This window comes from Pseudomonas sp. EZ-C24 (assembly GCF_014525325.1).
Lineage (GTDB): Bacteria > Pseudomonadota > Gammaproteobacteria > Pseudomonadales > Pseudomonadaceae > Aquipseudomonas > Aquipseudomonas shirazensis.
This window is the reverse complement of sequence record NZ_JACDIU010000024.1, coordinates 24,717-45,173: the sequence shown is the minus strand read 5'-3', so window position 1 is coordinate 45,173 and position 20,457 is coordinate 24,717. Positions and strand designations below refer to the sequence as shown.

16 protein-coding genes and 2 pseudogenes are annotated in these 20,457 nt (G+C 63.3%); 5 read left to right on the top strand and 13 right to left on the bottom strand.

Going from position 1 to position 20,457, the window contains the following annotated elements; all coding sequences use genetic code 11:
- Both IDM28_RS19480 and IDM28_RS19475 read left to right on the top strand, forming a co-directional pair.
- Positions 1 to 2,851 (top strand): Ig-like domain-containing protein (locus tag IDM28_RS19480; RefSeq protein WP_262500171.1); only part of this gene is annotated, 2,851 nt, incomplete at its 5' end.
- A gap of 52 nt (positions 2,852 to 2,903) precedes the next feature.
- A complete protein-coding gene (locus tag IDM28_RS19475; protein WP_188036703.1) occupies positions 2,904 to 4,400 on the top strand; it encodes a TolC family protein in 1,497 nt (498 codons plus the stop codon).
- 42 nt (positions 4,401 to 4,442) lie between these two features.
- Here IDM28_RS19475 and cysC read toward each other — a convergent pair whose 3' ends face one another.
- From cysC to IDM28_RS19465, 3 genes are all read right to left on the bottom strand, one after another.
- Positions 4,443 to 4,841 carry an adenylyl-sulfate kinase gene (gene cysC, locus IDM28_RS19470; protein WP_262500172.1) on the bottom strand — a complete coding sequence of 133 codons (399 nt, stop codon included), beginning with the start codon at positions 4,839 to 4,841 and terminating at the stop codon, positions 4,443 to 4,445.
- On the bottom strand, positions 4,825 to 5,022 hold the full coding sequence (locus IDM28_RS23960; protein ID WP_262500170.1) for an adenylyl-sulfate kinase: 198 nt from the start codon (positions 5,020 to 5,022) through the stop codon (positions 4,825 to 4,827). Before IDM28_RS23960 ends, cysC begins: the two co-directional genes overlap by 17 nt.
- 105 nt (positions 5,023 to 5,127) lie before the next feature.
- Positions 5,128 to 6,015: a LysR family transcriptional regulator gene (locus tag IDM28_RS19465; protein ID WP_188036702.1), complete on the bottom strand. Its 888-nt coding sequence runs from the start codon at positions 6,013 to 6,015 to the stop codon at positions 5,128 to 5,130.
- 100 nt (positions 6,016 to 6,115) lie between these two features.
- On the opposite strand from IDM28_RS19465, the gene IDM28_RS19460 reads away from it, so the two are divergent.
- Together IDM28_RS19460 and dctA are read left to right on the top strand one after the other, a co-directional pair.
- Positions 6,116 to 7,285, top strand: coding sequence for a mandelate racemase/muconate lactonizing enzyme family protein (locus tag IDM28_RS19460; RefSeq protein ID WP_101322207.1), 1,170 nt, complete (start codon positions 6,116 to 6,118; stop codon positions 7,283 to 7,285).
- 103 nt (positions 7,286 to 7,388) lie between these two features.
- Entirely contained in the window at positions 7,389 to 8,696 is a 1,308-nt protein-coding gene (dctA, locus tag IDM28_RS19455; protein ID WP_150572289.1) for a C4-dicarboxylate transporter DctA, read from the top strand.
- Between the two features lie 155 nt (positions 8,697 to 8,851).
- Here dctA and IDM28_RS19450 read toward each other — a convergent pair whose 3' ends face one another.
- The 10 genes and pseudogenes from IDM28_RS19450 to IDM28_RS19410 form a co-directional block, all read right to left on the bottom strand.
- Positions 8,852 to 10,492 (bottom strand): AMP-binding protein, encoded by a 1,641-nt coding sequence (locus IDM28_RS19450; RefSeq protein WP_188036701.1) that lies wholly within the window; start codon positions 10,490 to 10,492, stop codon positions 8,852 to 8,854.
- Between the two features lie 61 nt (positions 10,493 to 10,553).
- A pseudogene (locus IDM28_RS24295) lies at positions 10,554 to 10,808 on the bottom strand (methyl-accepting chemotaxis protein); the annotation flags it as partial.
- Between the two features lie 30 nt (positions 10,809 to 10,838).
- Positions 10,839 to 11,501 (bottom strand): annotated as a pseudogene (locus IDM28_RS24290) (PAS domain-containing protein); the annotation flags it as partial.
- Positions 11,502 to 11,859: 358 nt separating this feature from the next.
- Positions 11,860 to 13,116 carry a GTP-binding protein gene (locus IDM28_RS19440; RefSeq protein ID WP_188036699.1) on the bottom strand — a complete coding sequence of 419 codons (1,257 nt, stop codon included), beginning with the start codon at positions 13,114 to 13,116 and terminating at the stop codon, positions 11,860 to 11,862.
- Positions 13,113 to 13,775 carry a nitrile hydratase subunit beta gene (gene nthB, locus IDM28_RS19435; protein ID WP_188036698.1) on the bottom strand — a complete coding sequence of 221 codons (663 nt, stop codon included), beginning with the start codon at positions 13,773 to 13,775 and terminating at the stop codon, positions 13,113 to 13,115. Before nthB ends, IDM28_RS19440 begins: the two co-directional genes overlap by 4 nt.
- A gap of 39 nt (positions 13,776 to 13,814) precedes the next feature.
- Complete coding sequence (nthA, locus tag IDM28_RS19430) at positions 13,815 to 14,396, bottom strand: nitrile hydratase subunit alpha (RefSeq protein ID WP_150572284.1); 582 nt, start codon at positions 14,394 to 14,396, stop codon at positions 13,815 to 13,817.
- A gap of 72 nt (positions 14,397 to 14,468) precedes the next feature.
- On the bottom strand, positions 14,469 to 15,983 hold the full coding sequence (locus tag IDM28_RS19425; RefSeq protein ID WP_188036697.1) for an amidase: 1,515 nt from the start codon (positions 15,981 to 15,983) through the stop codon (positions 14,469 to 14,471).
- Between the two features lie 189 nt (positions 15,984 to 16,172).
- Positions 16,173 to 16,697: a group I truncated hemoglobin gene (locus tag IDM28_RS19420; RefSeq protein WP_188036696.1), complete on the bottom strand. Its 525-nt coding sequence runs from the start codon at positions 16,695 to 16,697 to the stop codon at positions 16,173 to 16,175.
- A gap of 36 nt (positions 16,698 to 16,733) precedes the next feature.
- Entirely contained in the window at positions 16,734 to 17,600 is an 867-nt protein-coding gene (locus IDM28_RS19415; protein WP_188036695.1) for a transporter, read from the bottom strand.
- A 93-nt stretch (positions 17,601 to 17,693) separates the two neighbouring features.
- The gene (locus tag IDM28_RS19410; protein WP_188036694.1) at positions 17,694 to 18,752 is read right to left on the bottom strand and encodes a phenylacetaldoxime dehydratase family protein; all 1,059 of its coding nucleotides are present in this window, start codon (positions 18,750 to 18,752) and stop codon (positions 17,694 to 17,696) included.
- Between the two features lie 681 nt (positions 18,753 to 19,433).
- Here IDM28_RS19410 and IDM28_RS19405 point away from each other — a divergent pair.
- Complete coding sequence (locus IDM28_RS19405; protein WP_150572278.1) at positions 19,434 to 20,375, top strand: helix-turn-helix domain-containing protein; 942 nt, start codon at positions 19,434 to 19,436, stop codon at positions 20,373 to 20,375.
- Positions 20,376 to 20,457: the final 82 nt, after the last annotated feature.

Below are 20,457 nucleotides of genomic sequence, written 5' to 3'. Positions count from 1 at the left end.
GCTGCAGGTGCAGGACGGCACCAACCTGATCACCCTGAACAACAGCGGTATCACCGATCTGGCCGGCAACAGCGGTACTGGCACGACCAACTCGCCTAACTACACCGTCAACACCGTGCTGCCGACGGCAACCATCGTGGTTGCCGACACGGCCTTGGCAGTCGGCGAAACCAGCCTGGTCACAATCACCTTCAGCGAGGCGGTGAGCGGCTTCACCAATGCCGACTTGAGCATTGCCAACGGTACGCTCAGCACTGTCAGCAGCAGTGATGGAGGTATTACCTGGACAGCCACGTTCACGCCATCGAGCAACGTCGATGACAGTACCAACCTGATTACCCTCGACAACACCGGTGTGATGGGGGCGTCCGGTAATACCGGCATCGGCAGCACCGACTCGAACAATTTCGCCATCGACACCCAGCGCCCGACCGCCACTATCGTAGTCGCGGACAACGCCTTGAGCATCGGCGAAACGTCGACAGTCACCATCACCTTCAGCGAAGCGGTGAGCGGCTTTACCACCGCCGACCTCAACGTCACCGTTGGCCTGCTGAGCAATTTGAGCAGCAGCGATGGCGGGGTTACCTGGACTGCCACCCTGACCCCGACCAGTAACATCGCCAACACCAGCAACGTCGTTGTTCTGAACAACGCTGGGGTCACCGACCAGGCCGGTAACAGCGGCATCGGCAGTACCGACTCGAATACCTTCGCCGTCGATACTCAGCGCCCGACCTCGACCATCGTCCTTTCCGACTCGGTACTGACGGCAGGGCAGACCTCGCAGGTGACCATCACCTTCAGCGAAGCGGTGACCGGTTTGACGCTGGATGATTTCAGCGTCAGCAATGGCCAACTGAGCAACCTTTCCAGCAGCGATGGCGGCGTGACCTGGACGGCGACGTTCACTCCCGCCAGTAATGTCGAGCAAGCCGGCAACCTGATCAGCCTGGACAACAGCCGCTACACCGACCTGGCAGGCAACAGCGGGACCGGCAGCAGCGCTTCGCCGGCGTTCAGCATCGACACCGTGCGCCCCAACGCAACCATAGTGGTCGCCGACGGCGCGCTGACCGGTGGTGAGAGCAGCCTGGTCACGATCACCTTCAACGAGCCCGTAAGCGGGTTGACGCTGGCTGACTTCAGCGTCACCAATGGCGCACTTACCAACTTGTCCAGCAGCGACGGCGGGATTACCTGGACCGCAACCTTGACCCCCACCGCAGGCGTCGAGGCCGCCAGCAACCTGGTCAGCCTGAACAACGCCGGCGTGACCGATCAGGCTGGCAACAGCGGCGTTGGCAGCAGCGTCTCGAATGCCTTTGCGGTCGACAGTCGCGCGCCGACCGTAGCCGTCAGCAGCGTCGACAGTTCACCGAACACCCCCGACAGCGTGCGCTTCACCGTGACCTTCAGCGAGGCGGTCAACGGCGTCGACCTGGCCGACTTCGCCCTGCTCGCGACCGGCAACGCCAGCGGCACGTTGAGCAGTCTGCAACGCCTGGATGCGAACACCTATGTGGTCACCGTCAGTGGCATCAGCGGCAGCGGCAACCTGAGCTTGAACCTCAACGGCGCTGCCAGCGGCATTGCCGATCAGGCCGGCAACGCCCTCAGCGGCGGCATCACCGGCGGGGGTTACAACGTCGACCGTGTGGCGCCAGTCACCACTGGCGTGACGGTCCCGGTCGGGGTTACCTACAGCGCCGGCGACAACCTGTCGTTCGTGGTCAACACCAGCGAAACCGTGCTGGTCAACGGCACGCCGCAGCTGGCGCTGGATATCGGCGGGCGCACCGTATTCGCCAACTATGTCGCCGGCTCGGGTAGCTCGACGCTGGTGTTCCAGTACACCGTGCAAGCCGGCGACAACGACGCCAACGGCATTCAGGTGGTCGGCTTGTCGAGCAACGGCGGCAGCCTGCGCGATGCCGCCGGCAACGCCATGCAACTGGCCCTGAACAATGTCGCCGACAGCAGCGGCGTGACCGTCGATACCGATGCGCCGCAGGTCGAGTCGATCGTCGCCGCGCCTTCGGCGCCGGGCAGCATGAGCTTTACCGTGACCTTCAGCGAAGCCGTCAACGGCGTGCAACTGTCCGACTTCAGCCTGCTCACCACCGGCAACGCCAGCGGCAGCCTGCAGTCGCTGGTGCAGATCGATGCGCGTACCTGGCAGGTCACTGTTATCGGCACGGGCGGCTCCGGCAGCCTGGCGCTGGCGCTCAACGGCACGGCCGGCACGATTACCGATAACGCCGGCAACCCGATCAGCGGCGGCTTCAGCAGCCAGGGCCAGAGCATGGTCGCCAACGACGGCGACCCCGAGTTCCGCGCCAACGCCGGGGTCAGCCCGCTGGCACCTGCGCAGCCATTGCTGGTGCCGCAGGTGCCGCTGGCGACGTCGATGGACGCACGCTCGCCGCTGCTGCCAGCACCGCTGTTCGAGGTGCCGACCTTGGGCAACGGCGTAGCCACGCTGGGCAGTGTCTTTATCCACAACGGCGCGCTGGCGCCCAGCTACCTGGCGCAGGTATTCGCCAGCAGCAGCAGCGGCACGCCGGCCACTGGCGGTGTATTCGGCCTGGCCGGCAGCGACGGCAACGCGTTCGGCAGCAGCAGCCTGGCCAGCATCTTCAGCAAGACCATGCCCGACGACGGCGGCCAGTACGAACTCAGCGGCGGCAAGCCGTGGCGCCAGGGCGGCGAAGGCGGGGCGGGCAGGGGAATGACCTCGGCACCAAGCCTGGGCGAACAGTTACAAGGTATCACCGACAATCAACAACGCCCGACCAGGGAACTGGCGCAGGCGCTGGGGCAGATCAACGCACGCGTACCTCAGGTGTGAGCGGGCAAGCAGTCATAGGATTCATATGTGCCGTACCAGGGGGCGGACAGGGATGAGCAAAGCATCGAGGTTTTTTGCGGTAAGTGTTCTAGCGTTGGCGGTGACCGGCTGCGCAGTCAAGACCCAGCCGATCGAGCCGGGCGTCAGCGAGCAGCGGGCCAAGTCCGACCTGGCCAGCATGTTCAAGAATCAGGAGGCCCTGCAAGGCCCACTGACCTTGCACGAAGCCATGGCGCGCGCGGTCAAGTACAACCTTGAAGCACGGTTGAAAATCATGGAAGAAGCCCTGGCCCAGCGCCAGGTCGACCTCGCCACCTTCGACATGCTGCCACGCATGGCCATGTCGGCAGGCTACGCCGGGCGCAGCAATGTCAGCGCCTCCAGCAGCCAGAGTATTCTCACCAATACCCAGTCTCTGGAACCGTCCACCTCACAGGACCGCGACCGCGATGTGGCGGACCTGACCATGGTCTGGAACGTGCTCGACTTTGGCGTCAGCTACGTCAACGCCAAGCAGCAGGGCGACCAGCGTCTGATCGTGCAGGAGCGCCGGCGCAAGGTGGTCCAGACCATCATTCAGGATGTCCGTTCGGCGTACTGGCGTGCCGTTGCCGCCGAACGCCTGCTGGCCCAGATCGACGCGCTGATGGCGCGCGTCGACCAGGCCAAGGCTAACAGCCAGCAATTGGGCGAACAGCGCCTGGGCGATCAGATCGCCACGCTCAACTATCAGCGCGCCTTGATCGAAGCCACCCGCCAGCTCGAAGAACAGCGCCGCGCGCTGTCGCTGGCCAAGACCGAGCTCGGTGCTCTGATCAACCTGGCGCCCGGCAGCAAACTGACCCTGGCCGCCAGCAACGACTACAGCGTGCCCGAGCTCAAGGTCGACCTCGCCACCCTCGAACAGCAAGCCCTGGCCTCGCGCCCTGAATTGCGCGAGCAGGACTACCAGGCGCGCATCAGCGCCGCCGAAGTGCGCAAGTCGATGCTGCGCATGCTCCCCGGCCTCGAGTTCTCGGCCGGCGGCCACTACGACAGCAACAGCTTCCTGAGCAATCAGAGCTGGGCCGACTACGGCGTCAAGATCACCTGGAACCTGTTCAACGTGATCTCCGCGCCCGCCGCGATCAACGTCGCCAAGGCCGGCGAACAAGTGGTCGAAGCCCGCCGTCAGGCCATGTCGATGGCCGTGCTCGCCCAGCTGTACGTGGCCAACGCCAACTACAACGAAGCTCGCCGCCAGTTCGCCACCAGCCAACAACTGGTGTCGCTGGATGGGCAGATCGTCGAGCAACTGCGCAACCGCCATCAGGCCCAAGGCATCGGTGAACTGGAGCTGATCCAGGGCGAGCTGAATGCCCTGCAAGCCGACCTGCGCCGCGACCTCGCCTACGCCGAGCTGCGCAACAGCTACGGCCAGGTCTTCGCCAGCGCCGGCCTTGACCCATTGCCAACCAAACTGCGCTCGGACTCGCTGACCGACATCGCCCAGGCCCTCAGCAGCAATGAAAGCCGCTGGCAGCAGGGCAACATCACCCCAGGTCTGTAAGGCCCGGCCTGCGACCCTGTTCGTGCAGGGTTGCAGCCAGCCTCAAACCAAAGCTTCAAGCACGTAAGCCAGCAAGCGCTCGGCCGAATGGCCAAGCGTCTGTGCGTCCGTCTCCAACTGCAACTGCGGCTGCTCGGGCGCTTCATACGGCGCATCAATCCCGGTAAACGCCGGCAGCTCGCCCGCCCGCACCCGCCGATACAAACCCTTCGGGTCACGCCCCTCGCACGCTTGCAGATCCGCGCTCAGATACACCTCATGAAAGCCCGCCTTGCACGCCCGCCGCGCCGCCGCCCGATCTGCTCGGTAGGGTGAGATGAACGCTGCGATGCAGATCAGCCCCGCATCCGCGAACAACGCCGCCACCTCACCGGCACGGCGCACGTTTTCGCTGCGATCGGCGGGGGAGAAGCCCAGGTCGGCATTAAGGCCAGTGCGCAGGGCGTCGCCGTCGAGAACGTAACAACCGTAGCCGCGAGCGGTCAGTTGTTCGGCGAGGGGCGGTGGCCAGGGATGACTTGCCGGCGCCGGAGAGGCCGGTTAGCCAGATCACCGCGCCGGGGTGGCCGCGGGGGGTAGCAGCAGGGGGTGTGGCGACAGTTTGCACTTGGCTGGATTCCATTCCCGGTGAGCATGCTGAGTTTACTGGACTATTGCTCAGTTGGCGGTGGCAGAGCAATTGCTGGCTGAGGCAGCACCCGCATGCACTGCGGGATCTGCAGGCCATTCAAGCCCTAGTCTGATCTGCCAGCTTCCCCCAGAACTCCTGCGCCGACTGACTGATCGGCCCGGTTGGCCGGGTCAGGTGAATCTCCAGCGGAATATCCCAGCTCTCATCCAGCGCCCGCACCAGGCGGCCATCGGTCACTTCCTGTTCGGTCAAACTGCGCGGCAGCCAGGCCACGCCTTTGCTCTCCAGCGCCATCGACATCAGCACCGCCGCCAGGTGGCTGCTGAACAGCGGCTTCAGGTGTAGGTATTCCTCCTTGCCGCGCAAGCGATGGGCAACGATGCGCCCCAGGCCCGACTCATGGGTGTAAGCCAGATAAGGCAGCGCCTCAGGTGAGGTGCCAAAGTTGGCCGAGGCACTCGCCAGCGGCACCAGCACATCCTCGCCGACCTTCTTGCTGACGAACTGGTCCGGTGCCAGCAGCGGCGGTACATCGGGATGGCGGTGGCAGAGCATGAACTGCACCTGGCCATGGATCAGCATCTGCTCGCACACCGCCATGCTGTCAGAATGCAGCTGCACCGCTTCGATCGGCGCGCCGTTTTCAGCACTGCGCAGCCACTTCGGAAAGAACGTGAACGACAGCGAATGGGTGGCGGCAAAGTGCAGCGACTTGGCGGCCATGCCGGCCACTTCCTGGGCCTCGGTGCGCATGCGGTACAGGCGCCGGGCGGCGTCCTGGGCGCTGGGCAGGATCTGCCGGCCGGCGTCGGTCAGGGTCGCGCCCTGAGGGGTGCGGATGAACAGTTGCACGCCCATCCAGTTCTCCAGCGCCCGTACCCGACGGCTGAACGCCGGCTGGGTAACGTGGCGTGCTTCGGCGGCGCGGACGAAGCTGCCGTACTCCGCCAACGCGGAAAGATCCTCCAGCCAAACCAGTTCCAAGGGCCATGCCTCCTGTGCATAGGGTCCGGCATTAATAGCATTGGGCGGGTACCCTCGCAACGCCTAACGTGGGGCCACAAACAACAACAGGAACCCCGCCATGCGCATCGTCGACATTCGTGAAAAAACCGTTTCGATTGCCTCGCCCATCGCCAACGCCTACATCGACTTCTCGAAAATGACCTGCTCGGTGGTCGCCGTGGTCACCGATGTGATCCGCGATGGCAAACCAGTGATCGGCTACGGCTTCAACTCCAACGGCCGCTACGGCCAGGGCGCGCTGATGCGCGACCGCTTTCTGGCGCGCATCACCGAAGCCGACCCGGAGACCTTGATCGACCACGAGAACAACAACCTCGACCCGTTCGCCATCTGGAAAACCCTGATGACCAACGAGAAGCCCGGCGGCCACGGCGAGCGCTCGGTGGCTGTAGGCACCATCGACATGGCCGTGTGGGATGCCGTCGCCAAGATCGAAGGCAAACCGCTGTACCGCCTGCTGGCTGACCGCTACCGCAATGGCGTTGCCGACGACAAGGTGTGGGTCTACGCGGCCGGCGGCTACTACTACCCCGGCAAAGACCAGACCAAGCTCAAAGCCGAAATGCAGAGCTACCTCGACCGCGGCTACGACGTGGTCAAGATGAAGATCGGCGCCGTGCCGCTGGACGAAGACATCCGCCGTATCGAAGCCGTGCTCGAAGTGGTCGGCGATGGCCAGCGCCTGGCGGTCGACGCCAACGGCCGCTTCGACCTGCAGACCGGTATCGCCTATGCCGAGGCGATCAAGAAGTACAACCTGTTCTGGTACGAGGAAGTCGGTGACCCGCTCGACTACGCCCTGCAAGCCGAACTCGCCAACCACTACGAACTGCCGATGGCCACTGGCGAGAACCTGTTCTCGCACCAGGACGCACGCAACCTGCTGCGCCACGGCGGCATGCGCCCCGACCGCGACTACCTGCAGTTCGACTGCGCGCTGTCTTATGGCCTGGTCGAGTACATGCGCACCCTCAAAGTGATGGAAGACCTGGGCTGGTCATCGCGCCGCGTGGTCCCCCACGGCGGCCACCAGATGTCGCTGAACATCGCCGCCGGCCTGCACCTGGGCGGCAACGAATCCTACCCGGACGTGTTCCAGCCATTCGGCGGCTTTGCCGATGGCATCCAGGTTGAAAACGGCTATGTCGGCCTGCCGGACATCCCAGGCGTGGGCTTTGAAGCCAAGTCCGCGCTGTACGCCGTCATGCGCGAACTGGGCGAGGGCTGAGCCACCCCCCGCGCTGCGGTCTCGCGACAGAGACCGCAGCCGCCGGCGTCGCCCGCCGACGCCACGCCACACGCCCATCACAACAATAAAATGAGGTGCATTCGTGGAAACGTCCAAGTCCCGCTGGTACAGCCAGCTCTACGTGCAAGTGCTGATCGGCATCGTCATCGGCGCCGCCATCGGTTACTTCGTGCCCGACATCGGCGCCAAGCTGCAGCCGTTTGCCGACGGCTTCATCAAACTGATCAAGATGCTGCTGGCGCCGATCATCTTCGGCACCGTCGTGGTCGGCATCGCCAAGATGGGCAGCATCAAGGAAGTCGGCCGCATTGGCGTAAAAGCGCTGATCTACTTCGAGATCCTCTCGACCATCGCCCTGGTGGTCGGCCTGATCGTGGTCAACCTGGTCAAGCCCGGCGAAGGCATGAACATCAATGCCGCCGGCCTCGATGGCAGTGCCATCAGTAAGTACAGCCAGGCTGCCAGCGAACAGGGCGGTACCGTTGATTTCTTCCTCAATATCATCCCCAGTACTTTTGTTGGCGCGTTCTCCAATGGGGTGATGCTGCAGGTCATTCTGCTCTCGGTATTGATGGGTGTGGCGCTGGTGCAGATGGGCGAAACCAGCAAGCCGCTGATCAACACCATCGACCTGTTCCTGCAGGGCCTGTTCAAGATCGTCGCCATGGTTATGCGCCTGGCCCCTCTCGGCGCCGGTGCCGGCATGGCGTTCACCATCGGCAAGTACGGCATTGGCACCTTGCTCTCGCTTGGGCAGTTGCTGGTCGCGCTGTACATCACCACGCTGATCTTCATCGTGGTGGTGCTCGGCGCTGTGGCCCGGTGGTCGGGCATGCCGCTGATGATGTTCTTGCGTTACTTCAAGGATGAGATCCTGATCACCCTCGGCACCTGCTCAACCGAAGCCGTGCTGCCGCGGATGATGGTCAAGCTGGAGAAGCTTGGCTGCAAGAAGTCGGTGGTGGGGATGGTGTTGCCGACCGGGTATACCTTCAATGCTGACGGCACTTGCATCTATCTGACCATGGCGGCGATCTTCATCGCCCAGGCGACCAATACGCCGCTGACGTTCATGGATCAGATGATCTTGCTTGGGGTGTTTCTGCTGACCTCGAAAGGCTCGGCCGGGGTGGCGGGGGCAGGCTTTGTGACGCTGGCGGCGACGTTGACCACGATTCATTCGATACCGTTGGTGGGGCTGGTGTTGCTGCTTGGGATTGACCGCTTCCTGAACGAGGCGCGGGCGGTGACCAACTTGATTGGTAATGGGATTGGTACGATTGCGATTGCCAAGTGGGACAACTCGTTTGATGTGGCAGCGTGTGAGCGCGAGATTGCTGCGATGAAGGAAGAGAAGGCGGCGAGGAAAGCCCTGCTGGCGCAGAAGTAAGCCGCACGCGTGTGTGTGTAGGAGCGGCCTTGTGTCGCGAAAGGGGCGCGTAGCGGCCCCAAACCCTTAGCTTCGCCGCTAACATCGCCGGGCCAGCTGCGCTGGCCTTTCGCGACACAAGGCCGCTCCTACGCCGACCGCTTTATACCTGGCGTTCAGCTCTCGACGGTTTGCTGCTTGGCAATCTCCTGATTACGCAGAATAAACCGCTGCAACTTGCCGCTCGGGGTCTTCGGCAGTTGCTCGACGAAGTCGATCTCACGTGGATAGGCATGCGCAGCCAGGCGGTTGCGCACGTGCAGGCGCAGCACTTCGGCCAGCTCAGGGCTAGGAGCATGACCGCTGTGCAGCACTACAAACGCTTTGATCAACTCGGTGCGCTGCGGGTCGGGTTTGCCGATCACGGCGGCTTCAACCACCGCCGGGTGTTCGATCAGCGCGCTCTCGACATCGAACGGGCCGACGCGATAACCGGAGGTGGTGATCACGTCGTCGTTGCGGCCGACGAAACTGATGCTGCCGTCGGCATTCAACTCGACGATATCGCCGCTCAGGTAATAGTGGTCGACAAAGGCCTTGGTCGGCATGCCGTAATAGCCGTCGAACCAGCACAGCGGCGAGCGCTTGCGGTCGACTGCGAGCACGCCCGGCTGACCAGGTGGCAGCTCGCGGCGCTGTTCATCCAGCACCACGATGCGACAACCCGGCACGGCGTAACCGGCTGAGCCCTCGCGGATCGGGTGGCTGAGGCCGTGGTGGTTGCACAGCACCATGCCGACCTCGGTCTGGCCGTAGTGGTCGTGAATCACCACACCAAGCTGCTCGGCAAACCAGCGGATCACCTGCGGATTGAGCGGCTCGCCGGCACTGCTGACGGCGCGCAGTTTGCCGCGTATGGCATCGGAGAATTCAGCACCCGCGGCGATCAGCAAGCGGTACGCGGTGGGTGAGCCGGCGAGGTTGCTGATCGCGTATTTGTTGATCAGGCGGCTGGTGCTTTCGACCGAGAACGGGCCGTCGTAGAACAGCGTGGCCTGGCCGCAGGCGAGCGGGCCGGTGACGGCGTAGTACAGGCCGTAGGCCCAGCCGGGGTCGGCGAGGTTCCAGAAGCGGTCGTCGTCGCGCAGCTCGATGGCGTCGCGCATATAGCTCTTGAACGCGAGGATGGCGCGCAGGGGCACTTCCAGCGGTTTGGCCGGGCCGGTGGTGCCGGAGGTGCACATCAGCAGAAACGGCGCGTTGCCGTCGAGCAGCGCCGGCGGGCAGTCAGCCGAATGCTGGGACAGCACGTCCCAGAAATCGAAGTCGTCGAGGTCCAGCTGGTCGGCGCCAACGACGATGATGTTCGGGCAGTCGGCGATCTCGTCGAGCTTGGAGCGGTTGTGCGGGTCGGTGAGCAGCCAGCGCGCCTTCGAGCAGCTCAGGCGTTGTTCGATGGCCTTGGGGCCGAACGCGGTGAACAACGGCTGATAGACCGCGCCGATGCGCCAGGTGCCGAGGATGGCAATCAACAGCTCAGCGGTGCGCGGCATCAGGCCGGCGACGCGGTCGCCGGGCTTTACGCCCTGGCTGCGCAGGAAGTTACCGAATTGCGAGGCCTGAAGCTGCAGCTCGCTGAAGGTGTGCTGGGTCGCACGGCCATCGCGGGTTTCGCAGTACAACGCTACGGCGTCACTGGAGGCGTGGCGGTCGCAGCATTCGATGCAGGCGTTCATCGCGGCCAGCTCGCCGTGCAGGTCTTGCGCGGCCAGCTGGTGGTAATTGAAGGAGGTCACTGCTGAGTCGTAATCGCGCATAAAGTACCTGATTGTTATTGTTTGGAATCTTTAACGCCGCGCTGGCGCTGGGTTAGCTGTCGATCATCTGCGCTGCTTGTTGCGTTGCCTGACTGGTGCGCGTGGCCAGCTTGCGCACCTCGTCGGCCACCACCGCAAAGCCACGCCCGGCTTCGCCTGCGCGGGCCGCTTCGATGGCGGCGTTCAAGGCCAGCAGGTTGGTCTGGCTGGCGATGCCCTGGATGGTGGCGACGATGTGGGTCAGTTTGCCGAGGGTCTCCTGCATCACCTGGTGTTGTTGCGCCTGCGCCTCGCGGATGGTGCTTTCTTCATGGCGGGCATGGATATCAGTTATAGCCCCAACTACCCGCAACGGAGCGCCGTCTGCAGCACGGCGGGTTTGCCCGCGGCCGCGGAACCAGCGGTAGGCGCCGCTCTGATGGCGCAGGCGATACTCGACATCGAACGGGGTGTTGCCGCTGCGATCATCGACATGGGCGACAAACGCCGCGATTGCACGGTTGCTGTCGTCGGGGTGCAGGCGGGAGGTCCAGCTTTCCAGGGTGTTGGGGAATTCTTCGACGGTGCTGCAGCCGAGCAGCCTGCGCATCTGCGACGACCACCAGATGGTGTTGCTCGGGTTGGCCGGGTCGCCGGCGACGACTTCGATATCCCACAGGCCGTCGTGGAGCATTTCGCGGGAAATGTCGAAACGCTCGGCGGCCAGCTCAAGCTCTTGGATGTGCAACTGTTGCTCGTGGATGTCCCGCAGGGTGCCCGCCGTGGCGATGGCAACGCCGTTGGCGTCACGCAGCGAACTGCCGCTGAGCCGGCACCAGCGATAGTCGCCGCCGGCGGTGAATTTCATGCGCAGGTCCAGTGCAAACGGTGTGCGCCCGCTGCGGTCGGCGAGGTGCCGGGCGAGGGCTTGCTGATGGGCGTGGCGATCAGCCGGATGCAGCTGTTCGTGCCACTGGCCCAGCTCAGGCAGATGCGGTGCATGGATCGCGGCCGAGCCCGTCCACTCCATCGCGCAGTCTGGCGCAGGCGTGCCTGAGGCAGGAAAATGCAGTTGCCAGAACAACTCATCGGCGCCTTCGGTTACCAGCGTCCAGCGCCCTTGCAACTGCTGCGCCTGTTCGTCGCGCTCAGCCAGGCGCTGTTGCAGTTGGCTCACCTGCGCGGCAAGTTCGCGAGTCTGCTCCTTGAGCGTGCGCCGCTCCTGCAGCAACTGCTCGACGCCGGTAAGGATGCGCCGCAGCAGCGGGTTGCGCGACGACAGCGGCGTACTCGGCTGATCGGGCTGATCGGGCTGGTCGAGGCGGTCGGCGAGTGGGGCCAGTACCCAGCGGCTGGTGCGATTGAAAAACAGCATGCTACATCTCCAACTAGATAGCGGCAGCAGCCGGTAATGGCGGCGTCTGGCTGGTCGACAAGGCGAGGCTGTCGAAGGCGTTCGCCCAGGGCAGTGCTGGCCAGGCCGACGGGCCGGTAGCGATTTCGTCTGCGCTCAACAGGCAGTGGTCGAGCTCGCGTTGCAACGTTGCGGTGTCCAGGTCCTGGCCAATGAACACCAGCTCCTGCCGGCAATCGCCGACGATGCTGTCCCACTTGGCCATGATCCCTTGCAGGCGGTACTTGTCCTGCGGCCACTGCGAAGGGTCGATGAAGTTCCACCAGTGGCCGACGTAGTCCCACTGGAACTGCTTGCCGCTGTGCACCAGCAGGCCGATTTCGCGGTGGCGGCTGGCCAGCCAGAAATAGCCTTTGCTGCGCAGCAGGCGGCCATTGCTCCAGGGGCGGGAGAGAAATTCGAGCAAGCGTTGCGGGTGAAACGGTGCACGCTCGCGATAGACCCACGACGTCACGCCGTAGGTATCCGACTCGGCGGCCGGGGTGTCGTCGGCGTCCATCTGCTTCATCCAACCGGGCGCTGCGGCCAGGCTGGGCAGATCGAACAGCTGGGTGCCGAGGATGGTGGACAGTTCAACATTGCCAGCGACCATTGGCAGGATCTGCGCGCCGGGGTTGAGCCCGGCCAGCACCGCCCGCAGCGTCTGGTATTGCTTGTCGTCGATCAGGTCGCACTTGTTCACCAGAATCACGTTGGCGTACTCGACCTGCTCGATCAGCAGGTCAGCCAACGGGCGCCGCGGCGCAGTGGCGTCGGCCCGATCGACGGTTGCCGGCGAGTCGAGCAGGGCTTGAAACTGGCTGGCATCGACCACGCTGACCAAGGTATCCAGCCGCGCCAGTTCACTGAGGCTGAAGCCCTCGGTGTCGAGAAAGGCAAAGGTCTCGGCCACCGGCATCGGCTCGGAGATGCCGGTGGACTCGATCAGCAGATAATCAAACCGCTGCTGGCGCGCCAGCGCGCTGATCTGCTCGAGCAGGTCGGCGCGCAGGGTGCAGCAGATGCAACCGTTGCTCATCTCGATCAACTCGTCCTGGCCACGGTGCAGCGTTACATCACGCTGCACCTCGGCGGCGTCGATGTTGACCTCGCTCATGTCGTTGACGATTACCGCCACTTTCAAACCCTGGCGATTGCGCAGGATATGGTTGAGCAGGGTGGTCTTGCCTGCGCCGAGGAAGCCGGAAAGGACCGTCACCGGCAGTCGGCCTGCCTGGGCGCCGGCACTCATGCGTGCACCGCTCGCGGGCTGTCGACTTTGTCCAGGTAGCTTTCGAACAGGTCGACCACCACCAGGCCATCGTCGGCGGCGTCGCCCCACAGGTCCTTTACCCGGAACTCGACGTGGTAGGTCGGTTGATGCGCCGCGCTGCGGTCGCCGTGGCCAATCGCATCCGGGAACGGCCACTGCGCAGTGGTGCGGTGCAGCACCACGCCTTGCTTACCACGCACATAGGCCGGCATGCGCACATGCCCGGCGACGTATTCATCACGCACGATGACCCGGTCGCCGACTTCGAACGGCGCCCGCCCGGTGATCGCTTCGCGGCCTTGGGCATGGGCCGGGTTGGCCAGCTTGAAGTGCGAGCCGAGGGCCTCATCCAGTTCGGCCTGGGTGATGACGCCGGTCTCGACCAGCAGGGTGGCGGTGGCGATGACATAGCGCTCGTAGTACTCGGTGCCGACATGCTGGCGCACATCGATACGCTCCACGGCATGACGGATTTCGTCGACGCTGAACTTGCCCATGTGGTCGGCGCCAATGAACATCAGGCTGTAGGCCAGGTGCTCCCAGTCCTGCTTGAACACCTGCTTGTAGCTGAGGCTGTTGATGCGGTGGGGCACTTTGCCAAAGCCCTGGAAACCGCCGAGATCGTGAAAGCCATCCATTTTGAACACTCCGCAAGGGTAGGGGGTTGGGCGCGTTGCTCAGCCGACACGCGGCAGGGCGACGCCAATCAGCACGTCCTTGGTCACCAGTTGGCGCAGCTGCTCTTCGCTCATGTGCTCGGAGCCCGCTGGCCGCTGTGGCAGCACCAGGTAACGGCTTTCGGCGCTGGTGTCCCAAACCTTGATCACCACGTCTTCCGGCAACTCGGTGCCCAGCTCGCGCAGTACCGTGCGCCCCTCGCGTACCAACCGCGCACGGAACTCGAAGCCCTTGTACCACTCGGGCGGCAGGCCCAGCACCGGCCAGTTGGTGCAGGAGCACAGGCTGCAGACGATCACGTTTTTCAGCGTTGGGGTGTCTTCCAGGGCGACGATGTATTCGCCCTGCGGCCCGGTGAAACCGAACTGCGCGCAGGCGGCAGTGCCATCCTTGAGCAGCAGCTCGCGGAAGGCCGGATCGACCCAGGCCTTGGCGACGATGCGCGCGCCGTTGTCCGGGCTCCAGCCGTGTTCCATCAGCTGGGTGAGCTGCTCGATGTAGCCTTCGGGGATGAGGTCTTTGTTCTTCAGCACTGCGTACAGTGCCCGTGCCCGCTCACCCGGGGTTGAGGTTGCCGTCATGGGATTACTCCTCTCGTTCAACACGGTTGTTGATCTAATTGTTGTTCGGGGCTGTGGCGCTGGTCGCTTGCGCTACAGCGTGCGCCAGTCCACCGCGCCTTCGAATGCCGCCGCCGCCTGGTAAATAGTGCCCTCGGCGTAATGCTTGCCAACCAGCATCAGCCCAACGGGCAGCCCGTCGACCAGGCCGCAGGGCATGGACATGGCCGGGTGGCCGGTGATGTCCTGGGCGGCGGTATTACCTAGCATCTCCAATGCCCGCGAGACGTTCTCGGTGATCGAACAATCCGCCGCTGGCAGCGGCTGGGCGATGATCGGCACGGTCGGCATCACCAGCAGGTCGTATTGCTCCAGCGCCTTGTCGTAACCGGCGCGGGCGAAGCGGGCGATGTTCTGCGCCTTGGCGTAGTAGCGGCCGTGGTAGTGGTCGAGGCCAAACTGGCCGACCAACATGCACAGCTTGAGCGACGGCGAGAGGGCGTTGGCCTGGGTGCGCCAGCCGACCTGTTTGTCGAGCAGGCCGACGTCGTACAGGCCCTTCCAGTTAAACCCCGCACCGTTGCCGTGCATCATCTGCATGGTCAGGCCTTCGCAGCCGATCGGGCCCCACAATGTGCCGGCCAGGGTGTGCTCGGGCACCGAGACTTCCTCGACAACCGCGCCCAACGCTTCGAACTGGGTGATGGCGCTGCGCACCGATTTGGCAACCCGCGGGTCGAGGTTGGCCAGCTCGAAGCCTTGTTTGAGGATGCCGATACGCAAGCCGCGCACGCCACGATCAAGGTAGTGGCTGTAAGCGTCGACTTCAGGCGCGCCCTGGCGTGGATCGAGCCCATCGGCGCCGGCCATCACTTCCAGCATCAGCGCGTTGTCGCGCACATTGCTGGTCATCGGGCCGACATGGTCGAAGGTCGCCTCGACCGCCATCACCCCGGTGTACGGCACCAGGCCGAAGGTCGGCTTCAGGCCATAGATGCCGCACCACGCCGCAGGAATACGCGCCGAACCGCCTTGATCGCCGCCCACCGCCAGGTCGACTTCGCCGGCCGCCACCAGCGCCGCACTGCCCGACGACGAGCCACCGCTACTGAAACCCGGGCGCAGAGGGTTATGCACCGGCGCCGGGTCCGAAGTGTGGCTGGCGCCGGACAGGCAGTAGTGCTCGCAGGTGGCCTTGCCGAGGATGGTCACCCCGGCGTCGAGCAAACGGGTGACGACGGTGGCATCGAACGACGGTACATGGCCGGCCAGCGGCGCGGCGCCGTTCATCATCGGCACGCCGGCCAGGGAGATGTTGTCTTTCAGGGCAACGGTTTTACCGAGCAGCTTGCCGGAGCTTGCGCCCATCACCTCGGTGCGGTAGTACCAGGCGTTCAGCGGGTTTTCGCGGCTGGATGGGCGATAACCGGCGGTGCGCTCGTAGCGCACCAGCGGGGTGAAGTCGGGCAGCTCGTCGACCAGGTCGTAGGCGTCCAGGCTGGGCTGCATGAGCGCTAGGTATTCGCTGGCTTGCTCGGGTGTCAGCTGCAGATGCAGGCGCGCGGCGAGGGCCTGCAGTTGTTCGAGCGTCGGGCGGGTGATGGCCATGGTGTGTCCTGTTTCCGATGCCAGGCCTCAGGGCCTGGCAAATGGCTGTGCGAGAGGCCCGCCGCGGCTGGGCCTGCTACTAAGCTAGCGCCAGCGCGCGGCCGGCACTTGGTTGAGCAGGACAGTCGCTTGGTTGAGAAGGACTGCCTTGCGCCAGGTGCTGAGCCTCATCTAGGTGGCCGAGCGGTGTTACGACTCGAGCTTGGGTACTGCGGCCTGTGCCGCCGCTTCGCCACGTGCGGGCCAGACCACGCCGACGCTCTTCATGCCCTTGGCTGGGTCCATCTCAGGGTTGGCCAGGACCACGTCGCGGTAGGACGGGCTGCCGATCACCGCAGGTTTGAACTTGACCAGAAAATCGTTGACCTCCTTGCGCAGCTCCGGCGCCAGGTTGTAGTCGTTGTAGCACTCCTCCAGGCAATCCAGCGTGGCTTGCCAGTGCACCTCGGTCAGGCCCATGCCGCGGTGTGCGGTGACCATGTCGCGGCCGCGGTACTTGGCGCTGCCACCCCAGTGCTGGGAGAGGAAGTCGACAAAGTTGATGTGCTCTTTCTGGAAGGTCGACTCGGACATATGCGCCCAGATATGGCCAATGGCCGGGTGGCCCATGGTCTTGCGCAATACCGCGCCGGCGAACTGGTAGATCACGTCGTAGCCGCCCAGGCGGGTGTACAGCGAAGGTTGTTGCTCGGTGGAAGCGTTTTGGTCAGTCATGTGGATGCTCCATTTCAGCTGAGGATCGGCAGACGGTTAAAAGACCCGGGCGTACCTGAGGTTCAGGCGAAAGTTTTCTTTCGGGCCGTTTTCTACCGCGAGGTCACGCCCCAGTTGCATCTGCAGTTGGTCCTGAGCGGTAAAGAATTTGGTCGCGGTGACGCGGAAGTTGGTGGTCTCGCCGCGGTCATCCTGGTTGCTGCCGTCGACTTTGTTTTCGCCGCCCCAGGTGTGGCCAAAACCAAGGGCCAGTGACGTGCCCGGGTCGATGATGTAGCGCCCCATCAACTGCGCGGCGTAGGACGTATCCTGTTCACGCCGGACCGAGTTGGCGCCGAAGTCGTCGTTGTCGCCGTACCAGATCGCATCACCCACCAAGTCAACTGCCCACTTCTCACCGAAGTGCTTGATGTACGCCGCCTGCAAGTCGACCTTCCAGCGGTTTTCGCCCAGGTTGAGCCCGTCTTTGCGGTCGTAGTTGCCCGTCGGTGCGACCAGATAAACCGTAGCGCCGACCGTGTCGTTGGCTTCGTTGAGGCGGTACTTGAGCGGCGCGGTCAGGGTCAGGTCACCGATACCGCTGGCGCTGCCCAGAGCCGAAGCGTCACCGCCGCTGGAGACATGGCCGAACGGCAACAGAAACTGCGGCTCGATGGTCAGCCGGTCGGTCAATTTGTACACATGCAGCAAACGCAAGATGCCGACATTAGAGGTCAAGTTGAAGTCCGAGCTGGCCTTGTGCCCCTGGGCGTAAAGACTGTCGGTGGTGGAGTGCTGGTAATAGACCACACCGATGGTTGCACCTACCGGCAGCACTTCATAATCCCCCGGCGCAACTTCAACCGCTTGGGCAGACAGGCACGGTGCGGCCACCGCGAGCATCAGGTAACGGAGCTGTTTCATGGACCAAGTCCTTATTTTGAGCCCAAATTCGGGCAAAAAGAGCCCCGCTGCCGTAATAACGGCAGGTGCAGGGCTAAACGTGGAGTTCGGTTGTTAGTTGGTGTTTACTTGCGCGTCACGCAACATGCCCGTGTGCGGGTGGCAGTTGATGTATTCGAACACCTGGCTGCTCGCATCCGACACCGACACTTCGTGGTACAGGCGCAACTTCTGCAGCCCCGCCGCCACCCGGAAGAAGGTAACGAAGATGCGCAAATGAGTCGGGTGTGATTCCGCCCAGCGCTCGAGTTTTTCCACCGAGCGCCAGTGGCCGATGTTGTAACTCATGTCGAGGAAGTTGCCGTTCGCATCGATATTGCGCACGAAGCGATTGCTGTAACAGCCCAACGGCTGGCCGTTATCGCGCAAGAAGTCCATGCCGTCCTGCAAGGTCGGCAAGATCTCATCCAGGTACAACGAACGCTCCGCCGCCTCCGCCGCGGCCCAGTCCTGGCCCGAGCGAATCAAAGCGATATTGTCATGGCCGACCACCACCACCCGACCGCCCTTGGCCGGGTCGCCAGACACCACCCGCAGCTCGCCGTTAGGGTTCATCCAATCGGTTTGCGACACCGGGAAACGGTCGCGCATCGAGCCCCAGTAACCGTGCTCTTCGATCTCGCCACTGGTGTTGTCCATCACCGCGCCAACGCCCGGCAAGTCGCTCTGAAACGCATACAACGTCTCGAACTGCTCTGCCCGCGGCGCAGAGATCTCACGGTAATAACCCAGGCCATCATTCAAGCGCTGCGGCGAACTCCACCAACCCTCCACCTCGGCCGAACGCACCCAACGGCAATAAGCCCCGGCGTCCTTCCAGTAGCCGACGATCATCAGGTTGTCGTAGCCGCTGTTGTCGGTGTGGTGGGTCAAGTCGTGGGTCAGCGGGCCGTCGGCCAGGCTGAAGCTGGCAACGATGTCACGCATCGCCTGCAAGGCCTGCTCACGCTGGCCGTCACCTTTGTATTGCACGCCCAGGTAAGCCATCACCACCTGAGTCAACTGCTCATCAGCACGGCCCACCCACATCGGGAAGGGCGGCTGGTAATCATCAGGCACCCGGCGCGATAAAGTGCGCGGGCACTTGAGGTGTTTGTCGATTGCAGACTCCATCACAGGCTCCTCATTATTTTAATTTCAGGCACACGCTCAGTATTCAGGGTCATTGCTTTCAAACGCTCCGTACTGCTCCGAACAGCAGCCCCGTTGGACGCGGTCCGTGTAGGAGCGGCCTTGTGTCGCGAAAGGGCTGCAAAGCAGCCCCCAACCCACGCAAACCAGACCCGATTTTTCGCTTTCAAAGCGATGGCATTAAGCAAGCCCCTCCCCAACCGAGCCCGCACCGCACATCCCCCCCACTCAAGCACCCAAGACAAAAACTCCTCAGGCGCAAGGTCACGCATATGCAGCCACCTCAACTCATCTGCCACCTGCTGTTGTTGTTCGAATCGCATGGGCTCACCTCATCGGCATGGGTTGCTGATTTGCCGTAAGGTCAAAGTTAGGCAGGACCGACCAGCCCCGCTTTGTTCGCAAGGACAACCGTTTGGTTGGAAAAGACAGCACCAAAACACCCGCTTGAGCACGAACCAAGAGGGTGCGGCGCACTACGTAAAACAGGACTTTTGCCCTGAAATGGGGAGAGAAGGTGACGCTGTTAACAGCCACACGTTTGCGCAATCACGCAGTAGACACTCTCGCGCCAACACAACCCGCTGGCGTGTTTATTGCCTGTACCACCGGCGGTAACAGTGCCCCGTTTTCTCCCGTTGTTGCATCAAGGTGAGCGCCATCATGGCTGAGACCAACCACTACACAACCCTTGCCGTTTCACCCGCACGCCGCTTTGATTACTGGCGAGAAGTGGTCTGCCACCATTGCCTGTCGGCAGACAGCAAACCCTCGTCGCAGAGCGATTTCGAAGGTGCGCTGCAGGTCAACGGAATTGGCCCCCTGGACATCACCACCCTGTCGTCGCCGCTGCACCACTGGGTGCGCTCCGAGCAGCATTTGCGCAGCGACCCCGCCGAAGACATCTGGCTCGGATTCACCCACGGTGGCTACGGCGAAATCGAGCAACACACCCGCAAAGCCAGCCTCAGCGCCGGCAATTTGTTTCTTTACGACGCAACCCAACCGTTCCGCTTCAGTCTCGGTGGTACCGAAAACCACCTGATCCGCATCCCCCGCCCACTACTCGCCCAACGCCTACCGCGCATCGGCGACTTCACCGCACTGGTGCTCGACGAAACCCGCCCCGGCGTGATCCCGCTGCGGCAGATGATCGGCCAGGCGGCCAGCTCAGTCGCGCTGTTGCAGGATGAAGGGATCTCCCGGCGCTACTCCAACACCATCATTGATTTGCTGGTGCTCAGCCTGGAGCTGCAAGACCTCAAGACCACCCATCAAGAGCTGGATCTGTATGGGCGGATCATGAACTACATACAGCGGCATTTGACTGAGCCGGAGTTGTCGATCGAGACGATTGCGGTGGCGCATCATGTGTCCACGCGGACAGTGACTCGGGCGTTTGCTCGGCATCAGAAGTCGCCGGTGGCGGAGATTTGGAAGGAAAGGCTGAATGCTAGCCGGGCGGCGATTGAGTGTGGGCAGGTTAGGAGTGTTTCGCAGGCGGCGCTGGAGTTTGGTTTTTCGGATTTTTCGCATTTTAGTCATGCGTTTAGGAAGGCGTTTGGGGTGGCGCCGCATACGTTGTTGCGGCGCAATGGCGCCTGAGCCGGAAGATTGCGGTTGGCGCTAGGTAGCAGCGCCAGCCAGGTTCGAAGCTATCTCCTCAGACGCACATACTCTTAATTAC

What these genes read in the sequence shown, in the direction of transcription:
- IDM28_RS19450 (WP_188036701.1), bottom strand. Translation starts at nt 10,492, where the DNA reads ATGCGCGATTACGACTCAGCAGTGACCTCCTTCAATTACCACCAGCTG.
- IDM28_RS19460 (WP_101322207.1), top strand. Translation starts at nt 6,116, where the DNA reads ATGCGCATCGTCGACATTCGTGAAAAAACCGTTTCGATTGCCTCGCCC.
- nthB (WP_188036698.1), bottom strand. Translation starts at nt 13,775, where the DNA reads ATGGATGGCTTTCACGATCTCGGCGGTTTCCAGGGCTTTGGCAAAGTG.
- IDM28_RS19475 (WP_188036703.1), top strand. Translation starts at nt 2,904, where the DNA reads ATGAGCAAAGCATCGAGGTTTTTTGCGGTAAGTGTTCTAGCGTTGGCG.
- IDM28_RS19425 (WP_188036697.1), bottom strand. Translation starts at nt 15,983, where the DNA reads ATGGCCATCACCCGCCCGACGCTCGAACAACTGCAGGCCCTCGCCGCG.
- IDM28_RS19405 (WP_150572278.1), top strand. Translation starts at nt 19,434, where the DNA reads ATGGCTGAGACCAACCACTACACAACCCTTGCCGTTTCACCCGCACGC.
- IDM28_RS23960 (WP_262500170.1), bottom strand. Translation starts at nt 5,022, where the DNA reads ATGGAATCCAGCCAAGTGCAAACTGTCGCCACACCCCCTGCTGCTACC.
- IDM28_RS19420 (WP_188036696.1), bottom strand. Translation starts at nt 16,697, where the DNA reads ATGACTGACCAAAACGCTTCCACCGAGCAACAACCTTCGCTGTACACC.
- nthA (WP_150572284.1), bottom strand. Translation starts at nt 14,396, where the DNA reads ATGACGGCAACCTCAACCCCGGGTGAGCGGGCACGGGCACTGTACGCA.
- IDM28_RS19415 (WP_188036695.1), bottom strand. Translation starts at nt 17,600, where the DNA reads ATGAAACAGCTCCGTTACCTGATGCTCGCGGTGGCCGCACCGTGCCTG.
- IDM28_RS19440 (WP_188036699.1), bottom strand. Translation starts at nt 13,116, where the DNA reads ATGAGTGCCGGCGCCCAGGCAGGCCGACTGCCGGTGACGGTCCTTTCC.
- IDM28_RS19410 (WP_188036694.1), bottom strand. Translation starts at nt 18,752, where the DNA reads ATGGAGTCTGCAATCGACAAACACCTCAAGTGCCCGCGCACTTTATCG.